A 7,980-nucleotide genomic window follows, 5' to 3' on the forward strand; every position below is an offset into this window, starting at 1 on the left:
GGAGATCCTGAAGGCGCACTATCGAGCCGCCGACGTGCTGATCCTCGACCAGCCCACCGGCGTCCTCACCCCGTCCGAGGCCGACGACCTGTTCCGCGTGCTGCGCGTGCTGCGCGACCAGGGCAAGACCATCATCCTCATCACCCACAAGCTGCGCGAGATCATGGCCATCACCGACTATGTCTCGGTGATGCGGCAGGGCGCCATGGTGGCGACGCTGAAGACCTCGGAAACCAATCCCGCCCAGCTCGCCGAGCTGATGGTCGGCCGCCACGTGCTGCTGCGCGTCGAAAAGGGCCCGGCCACTCCCGGCGAGACCTTCCTGTCGGTCGAGAACCTCGTGGTCAAGGACGACCTCGGCGTCACCCGCGTCAAGGACGTGAGCTTCACCGTCCGTGCCGGCGAGATCGTCGGCATCGCCGGCGTCGCCGGGAACGGCCAGTCCGAGCTGCTCGAAGCCGTCTCCGGCATGCGCGACCAGTCGAGCGGCATCGTCCGGCTCAAGGGCACCCCGCTCTCGCTCGAAGGCGACGACGGCGCCCACCGCGCCCGCGCCGCCGGCCTCGCCCACGTCCCCGAGGACCGCCAGCGCATGGGGCTCGTCACCGCCTTCGAGGAATGGGAAAACGCCATGCTCGGTTACGAGGACGACCCGGCCTACGGCAAGGGCATCATCCTCGATCTCGAAGCGGCCCGCGCCGAGGCCCGCGAGCGCATCAAGAAGTTCGACATCCGCCCCGCCAACGAGCGGCTGAAGACCGCCAACTTCTCCGGCGGCAACCAGCAGAAGATCGTGCTGGCGCGCGAGATGGAGCGCAATCCCGACGTGCTGATCGTCGGCCAGCCGACCCGCGGCGTCGATATCGGCGCCATCGAGTTCATCCACAACCAGATCATCAAGATGCGCGACGCCGGCAAGGCCATCCTCGTGGTCTCGGTCGAGCTCGACGAGATCCGCTCCCTCGCCGACCGCATCCTCGTGATGTTCGACGGCCACATCGTCGGCGAAGCCGACCCCGCCACCGCCACCGAGCGCGAACTGGGCCTGATGATGGCCGGCGTCACCGAGGACAAGGCCGCGCCCCGGCCGCACGCCGCCGCCGCGGGGACCCCGTCATGAGCGCCGCGCTGAAACCCATCCCGCGCTGGGCCGACATCGTCCTCTTGCCGGTGCTCAACCTGGCGCTGGCCTTCATCGTCTCGGGCCTCGTCGTCCTGTCCATCGGCCAGGACCCGCTCGCCGCGCTCAACGCCATCACCACCGGGGCGTTCGGGTCGGGCTACAATTTCGGTTACACGCTCTACTACTCGACCAACTTCATCTTCACCGGCCTCGCCGTGGCGCTCGCCGCGCATGCCGGGCTGTTCAATATCGGCGGCAACGGCCAGGCCTATATCGCCGGCCTCGGCGTCATCGTCGTGGCGCTCGCCATGCAATCGCTGCCCTGGTGGCTGACCCTCCCGGTCGCCATCCTCGCCGCCGCTGCGGTAGGCGGGCTCTGGGGCTTCATTCCCGGCTGGCTGCAGGCCAAGCGCGGCAGCCACATCGTCATCACCACGATCATGTTCAACTTCATCGCCTCGGCGATCATGGTCTACATGGTGGTAAACGTCCTGAAGCCCGCCGGCATCCTCGCCCCGGAATCGGCGATGATCGCCCCCGAGGGCCGCATGCCCAAGCTCGGCGCCTTCATCCCGTTCTTCAAGAACACCGACGTCAACTTCACCCTGCTCCTGGCGCTCGTCTGCCTCGTCGGCGTCTACGTGCTCATCTGGCACACCCGCTTCGGCTTTGCCATGCGCGCGCTGGGCCACAACCCCACTGCCTCGCGTTACGCCGGCATGTCCAACTCAAAGATCATCATGATCGTCATGACGCTGTCCGGCGCGCTCGCCGGCATGGTGGCGGTCAACCAGGTGGTCGGCGTGCAGTACCGGCTGGTGCTCGACTACGTCGCCGATGCCGGCTTCGTCGGCATCGCCGTGGCGCTGATGGGCCGCAACCACCCCATCGGCATCCTGCTCGCCGCCCTGCTGTTCGGCGCCCTCTACCAGGGCGGCAACGAGCTGCAATACGTGATCCCGGGGTTGTCGAAGGAAATGGTCGTCGTCATCCAGGCTTTGGTGATCCTCTTCACCGGCGCCATGGAGGGCCTGTTCCGCCCCGGCCTGCAGCGCCTCTTCATGGCCCTGACGCCGCGCCCCAAGCCCGGCGCCGTCGAAGCCAGCAGCGTCAAGTCGGGGAGCTGAGCGATGGACCTCGGGATCATCCTCTCCACCCTCGATGCCACCATCCGGCTCTCGACCCCGCTGCTGCTCGCCTGCCTCGCCGGGCTCTATTCCGAGCGCGCCGGCGTGTTCGATATCGGCCTCGAGGGCAAGATGCTGGCTTCGGCCTTCGCCGCAGCCGCGGCTGCCGCCGTCACCGGCAATGTCTGGCTCGGCCTCCTCGCCGGCGTCGCCGTGTCGATCGCCACGGCCGGGCTGCAGGGCGCCGCCGCCATCACCCTCAAGGGCAACCAGCTGATCACCGGCGTCGCCATCAACATGCTGGCGGCCGGGCTCACCACCTTCCTCGGCATCCAGTGGTTCGCGCAGGGCGGCCGCACCCCGCAGCTCACCACCGACGGCCGCTTCCAGAACCTCACGCTCCCCTTCGCCAACGAGCTCGCCAACGTCCCAGTGATCGGCTCGATCTATTCGGAGCTGATCTCGGGCCACAATATCCTCGTCTATGTCGCCTTCCTCACCGTACCCATCACCTGGTGGGTGCTCTACCGCACCCGCTTCGGCCTCCGCCTCCGCGCCGTCGGCGAGAACCCCCGCGCCGTCGACACCGCCGGCATCTCGGTGACGCGGCTGCGCTACCAGGCCGTGCTCATCACCGGGCTGCTCTGCGGCTTCGCCGGCGCCTTCTTCTCGATCGCCCAGGGCTCCGGCTTCGGCAACAACATGACCGCCGGCAAGGGCTTCATCGCCCTCGCCGCCCTCATCTTCGCCAAGTGGAAGCCCGTGCCGGCCATGTACACGTGCCTCCTCTTCGGCTTCCTCGATGCGCTGCAGATCCGCCTGCAGGGCGCCGAAATCTTCGGCGTCGGCGTCCCGGTGCAGGCCATCCAGGCGCTGCCCTACATCCTCACCGTCGTGCTGCTCGCCGGCTTCATCGGCAAAGCCGTCGGACCCAAGGCCGGCGGCGTCGCCTACACGAAAGAACGCTGATGCTTCGAGCCGCGATACAGCTGCTGTCGCCTCCCTCCCCCTTGAGGGGAGGGATCGAGGGAGGGGGTGGTTCGGTGATCACCGAGGGACCCCACCCCCAACCCCTCCCCTCAAGGGGGAGGGGAGCGCACCCGCTGCCAGCCGAAAGCACTAGACCATGCATCCCCTCGATCCAGAACTTTTCGCTGCCGCCGAAGCCGTTCGCGCCAAGGCCTACGCGCCCTATTCGAACTTCCACGTCGGCACCGCCATCCTCGCCGATGACGGCAACATCTATGTCGGCTGCAACGTCGAGAACGCCGCCTATCCGGTCGGCAACTGCGCCGAGCCGTCCGCCATTGCCGCCATGCTCGCGGGTGGCGGCAAGCGCATCAGGCGCGTCTATACCACCGGCCCCGGCATGACCCCCGTCACCCCCTGCGGCGCCTGCCGCCAGCGCATCCGCGAGTTCGCCGACCAGGACGTCGTCGTCGTCTCGCACGGCATCGACGGCGCTCCGCTCGAGCAAACCATCGCCCAACTGCTGCCGCACTCTTTCGGCCCCGAGTTTTTGGGCCGATAATGGCAGTCGATAAGCTGCCGCAAACCCCGGCTAAGGGACCGCGGCAAGGAGGCCACATGAACCTGCGCGTCGTCGATCCAGCCGTTCAGCCGGCATCAAAACACCGCCGCAATCCCGGCTTCCCGCTCGATCTCGATTGGGTCGGCCGCGTCCGCATGAACCGTTCGGCGCTCGAGCGCCGCGCCACCACGCTCCCCGCCCGCCGCACGGTCAAGAAGGACTACCAGGCCGCCTGGCTGCTGAAGGCCATCACCCTGATGGACCTGACGACGCTCAACTCCGACGATACCCCCGGCCGCGTCGAGCGCCTCTGCGCCAAGGCCCGCCACCCGGTGCGCCAGGACATCCTCGATGGCTTCGGCGTCGCCGACCTCAGGATCCAGCCCGCCGCCGTCTGCGTCTACCACGCCTTCGTCAAGACCGCCGTCGCCGCGCTCGAGGGCACCGGCATCCCGGTTGCCGCGGTCTCCACCGGCTTCCCGCACGGCCTCGCGCCGGTCGAAACCAAGCTCAGGGAGATCGAGTCCTCGGTCGCCGATGGCGCGAGGGAAATCGACATCGTCATCGAGCGCCAGATGGTGCTGAACGGCGACTGGCAGGCCCTCTACGACCAGATCAAGGCCTTCCGGAAAGCCTGTGGCGACGCCCACATCAAGACCATCCTCGGCACCGGCGAACTGGCGACGCTCAACAACGTCGCCAAGGCCTCGCTGGTCTGCATGCTGGCCGGCGCCGATTTCATCAAGACCTCGACCGGCAAGGAAAAGGTCAACGCCAACCTCCCCACCTCGCTGGCCATGATCCGCATGATCCGCTGGTTCCACGAGGAAACCGGCATCGAGATCGGCTACAAACCCGCCGGCGGCATCGCCACGGCCAAGCTCGCGCTCGACTACATGGCGATGATGAAAGAGGAACTCGGCGTCCACTGGCTCGAACCGCACCTGTTCCGGTTCGGGGCGAGCTCGTTGCTGACCGACATCGAGCGGCAGTTGGAACACACGCTGACCGGGCATTACGCGGCGGATTATCGGATGCCGATGGTTTAGCGCGCGCCGACCCCCACCCCTGTCCCCTCCCCGCAAGGGGGAGGGAGACGATGGAGCCGCAAGCTCCGTGGGTGAGGTAACGAAGACAATTCGAGAGGGTCTCCCTCCCCCTTGCGGGGAGGGGACAGGGGTGGGGGTCCCGGAGCTCCGCACCCTCAGTCGGGAGGAAAAACCCAAATGAACAAAATCGCCGAAATCTTCACCTCCCTCGACTACGGCCCGGCCCCCGAGTCCCCGGATGTGGCCCTCGCCTGGCTCGCCGCCCACGACTCCACCTTCGGCCATTTCATCGACGGCAAGTGGACCAAGCCCGGCAAGACCTTCGCCACCGAAAACCCGGCCACCAACAAGCCACTCGCCCAGGTCACCGACGGCACCGCCGAGGACGTCGACGCCGCGGTGAAAGCCGCCCGCGCCGCCGCAAAACCTTGGGCCGCCCTCTCCGGCTACCAGCGCGGCAAGTACCTCTATGCCATCGCCCGGCTGATCCAGAAGCACTCGCGCCTCTTCGCCGTGCTCGAAACCATGGACAACGGCAAGCCGATCCGCGAGAGCCGCGACGTCGATATCCCGCTCGTCGCCCGCCATTTCTACCACCACGCCGGCTGGGCCCAGCACCTCGAGCGCGAGTTCCCCGATCACGTGCCCTATGGCGTCTGCGGCCAGATCATCCCGTGGAATTTTCCGCTCTTGATGCTCGCCTGGAAGATCGCCCCGGCGCTGGCCGCCGGTAACACGGTCGTCCTCAAGCCCGCCGAGTTCACCTCGCTCACCGCGCTGCTCTTCGCCGAGATCTGCGAGAAGGCCAAGCTCCCCAAGGGCGTCGTCAACATCGTCACCGGCGAGGGCGACACCGGCGCCGCCATCACCAACCACCCCGATATCGATAAGATCGCCTTTACCGGCTCGACCGAGGTGGGAAAGATCATCCGCCGCGCCACCGCCGGCTCCGGCAAGGGCCTGTCGCTCGAACTCGGCGGCAAATCCCCCTACATCGTCTTCGACGACGCCGATATCGACAGCGCCATCGAAGGCCTCGTCGATGCCATCTGGTTCAACCAGGGTCAGGTCTGCTGCGCCGGCTCGCGCCTGCTCGTCCAGGAATCCATCGAGGAGCGCTTCCTCGAAAAGCTGAAGCGCCGCATGGCGACCCTCCGCGTCGGCGATCCGCTCGACAAGGCCGTCGACATCGGTGCGCTGGTGGCTCAGGTGCAGGTCGAGCGCGTCCGCGACCTCGTGAAAAAGGGCGTCGCCGAAGGCGGCCAGCTCTACGAGCCCGATATCGATCTGCCGCAGGGCGGCTGCTTCCTCCGCCCGGCGCTCATCACCAATGTCTCGCCCGCCAACACCGTCGCGTCCGAGGAAATCTTCGGCCCCGTCCTCGTCGAAATGAGCTTCCGCACGCCGGAAGAGGCGGTGGCGCTGGCCAACAACACCAAATACGGCCTCGCCGCGACGCTCTGGAGCGAGAACATCAACCTCGCCCTCGATATCGCGCCAAAACTCAAGGCCGGCGTCGTCTGGATCAACGGCACCAACAATTTCGACGCCGCCGTCGGCTTCGGCGGCTACAAGGAATCCGGCTTCGGCCGCGAGGGCGGCAAGGAAGGCATGGCGAGCTACCTGAAGCCGGCCTGGGAGAAATCCCTCAAACCCGCCACCCCCGCCGCTATCATCCCTGCGAAAGCAGGGACCCAACCCGCTAACCCATTGGACGACGCGGGTATCGATCAAACCGCGAAAATGTATATCGGCGGCAAGCAGGCCCGCCCGGACTCTGGCTATTCCCGCCCCGTCCATGGCCCCACCGGCGCTCTCGTCGGCGAAGTCGGCGACGGTAATAGGAAGGACATCCGCAACGCCGTCGAAGCCGCCCGCGCTGCGCTGAACTGGTCCACCACCACCGCCCACAACCGTGCCCAGATCCTCTATTTCCTCGCCGAAAACCTCGAATACCGCGCCGAAGAATTCGCCGCCCGCATCAAGGCGCAGACCGGCGAGGACGGCACGGCCGAGGTCGAAGCCTCGGTCGAGCGCCTCTTCGCCTTCGCCGGCTGGGCCGACAAATACGACGGCGCCGTCCACAACCCGCCGCAGCGCATGATCGCCACCGCCATGGTCGAAGCCATAGGCACCATGGCCATCCTCGCGCCACCCAGCCGCCCGCTATTGGGCTCCATCGCGCTCCTCGCCCCCGCCCTCGCCATGGGCAACACCATCATCCTCGTCCCCTCCGAGCGCTCGCCGCTGTCGATCACCGACCTCTACCAGGTCATCGAAACCTCGGACGTGCCGAGCGGCGTCATCAACATCGTCACCGGCGAGAGCAAGGTGCTGGCCAAAACCCTCGCCGAACACGACGGCATCGACGCCATCTGGTTCGCCGGCGATGCCGAAACCTCGGCGACGGTCGAGAAAGCCAGCGCCGGCAACGTCAAGCAGACGTGGACCAGCCGCGGGCTTTATTACGACCTGAGCGACAAGCTGAAGTTCGAAGGCGATTATTTCCTGCGACGCGCGACACAAGTGAAAAACGTCTGGGTGCCCTATGGGGCGTGACCGCTGCACCAACCCCATGTCTCCCTCCCCCTTCTTGGGGGGAGGGGACAGGGGGTGGGGGGCAACTCGCACCGGACTCCCGGCGTGAGCATCGAACGCGCGAGGCAACTCCGCCGTGAACCCACAACCCCCGAGCGCAAGCTCTGGGCGCTGCTTCATTCATTCCGACAAGCTGGTTACCATTTCCGCCGCCAATACCCCATCGGCCCGTATTACGCCGATTTCGCCTGCATCCACGCCAAGCTAATCATCGAGGCGGACGGCGAAACGCATGCACTGCAGGTCGACCACGACCACCGCCGCGACGCCTATCTCCGCTCCCGCGATTACCGCGTCCTTCGGATCTGGAACAACGAGATAACCGGCAATCCGGAGGGCGTTCATCAGGTCATCGCCCAAGCCTTGGCCGGCGTGCTCCTACTGCCCCCCACCCCTGTCCCCTCCCCCCAAGAAGGGGGAGGGAGACCAAGGAACCGAGGGCTCCGAACAGGTCTGAAAGACCTTTCGGCCCGCACCAATGGCGAGGCCACGAAGGCAGGTCGCGAGCGTCTCCCTCCCCCTTCTGAGGGGGAGGGGACAGGGGTGGGGGTC

7 protein-coding genes are annotated in these 7,980 nt (G+C 66.8%); all 7 read left to right on the forward strand.

Annotated features, from left to right (window positions below):
* Positions 1 to 1,120 (forward strand): ATP-binding cassette domain-containing protein (locus JWQ89_RS04210; RefSeq protein ID WP_299638688.1); only part of this gene is annotated, 1,120 nt, incomplete at its 5' end.
* On the forward strand, positions 1,117 to 2,250 hold the full coding sequence (locus tag JWQ89_RS04215; protein ID WP_299638690.1) for an ABC transporter permease: 1,134 nt from the start codon (positions 1,117 to 1,119) through the stop codon (positions 2,248 to 2,250). The genes JWQ89_RS04210 and JWQ89_RS04215, both read left to right, overlap by 4 nt.
* 3 nt (positions 2,251 to 2,253) lie before the next feature.
* A complete protein-coding gene (locus JWQ89_RS04220) occupies positions 2,254 to 3,219 on the forward strand; it encodes an ABC transporter permease (protein WP_299638692.1) in 966 nt (321 codons plus the stop codon).
* Between the two features lie 157 nt (positions 3,220 to 3,376).
* The gene (locus JWQ89_RS04225; protein WP_299638694.1) at positions 3,377 to 3,781 is read left to right on the forward strand and encodes a cytidine deaminase; all 405 of its coding nucleotides are present in this window, start codon (positions 3,377 to 3,379) and stop codon (positions 3,779 to 3,781) included.
* A 56-nt stretch (positions 3,782 to 3,837) separates the two neighbouring features.
* Positions 3,838 to 4,830 carry a deoxyribose-phosphate aldolase gene (deoC, locus tag JWQ89_RS04230; RefSeq protein ID WP_299638695.1) on the forward strand — a complete coding sequence of 331 codons (993 nt, stop codon included), beginning with the start codon at positions 3,838 to 3,840 and terminating at the stop codon, positions 4,828 to 4,830.
* Positions 4,831 to 5,007: 177 nt separating this feature from the next.
* Positions 5,008 to 7,389 carry an aldehyde dehydrogenase family protein gene (locus JWQ89_RS04235; RefSeq protein ID WP_299638697.1) on the forward strand — a complete coding sequence of 794 codons (2,382 nt, stop codon included), beginning with the start codon at positions 5,008 to 5,010 and terminating at the stop codon, positions 7,387 to 7,389.
* Positions 7,390 to 7,473: 84 nt separating this feature from the next.
* Positions 7,474 to 7,980 (forward strand): DUF559 domain-containing protein (locus tag JWQ89_RS04240; protein WP_299638699.1); only part of this gene is annotated, 507 nt, incomplete at its 3' end.

This window comes from Devosia sp. (genome assembly GCF_028290645.1).
In the GTDB taxonomy this organism is placed as follows: domain Bacteria; phylum Pseudomonadota; class Alphaproteobacteria; order Rhizobiales; family Devosiaceae; genus Devosia_A.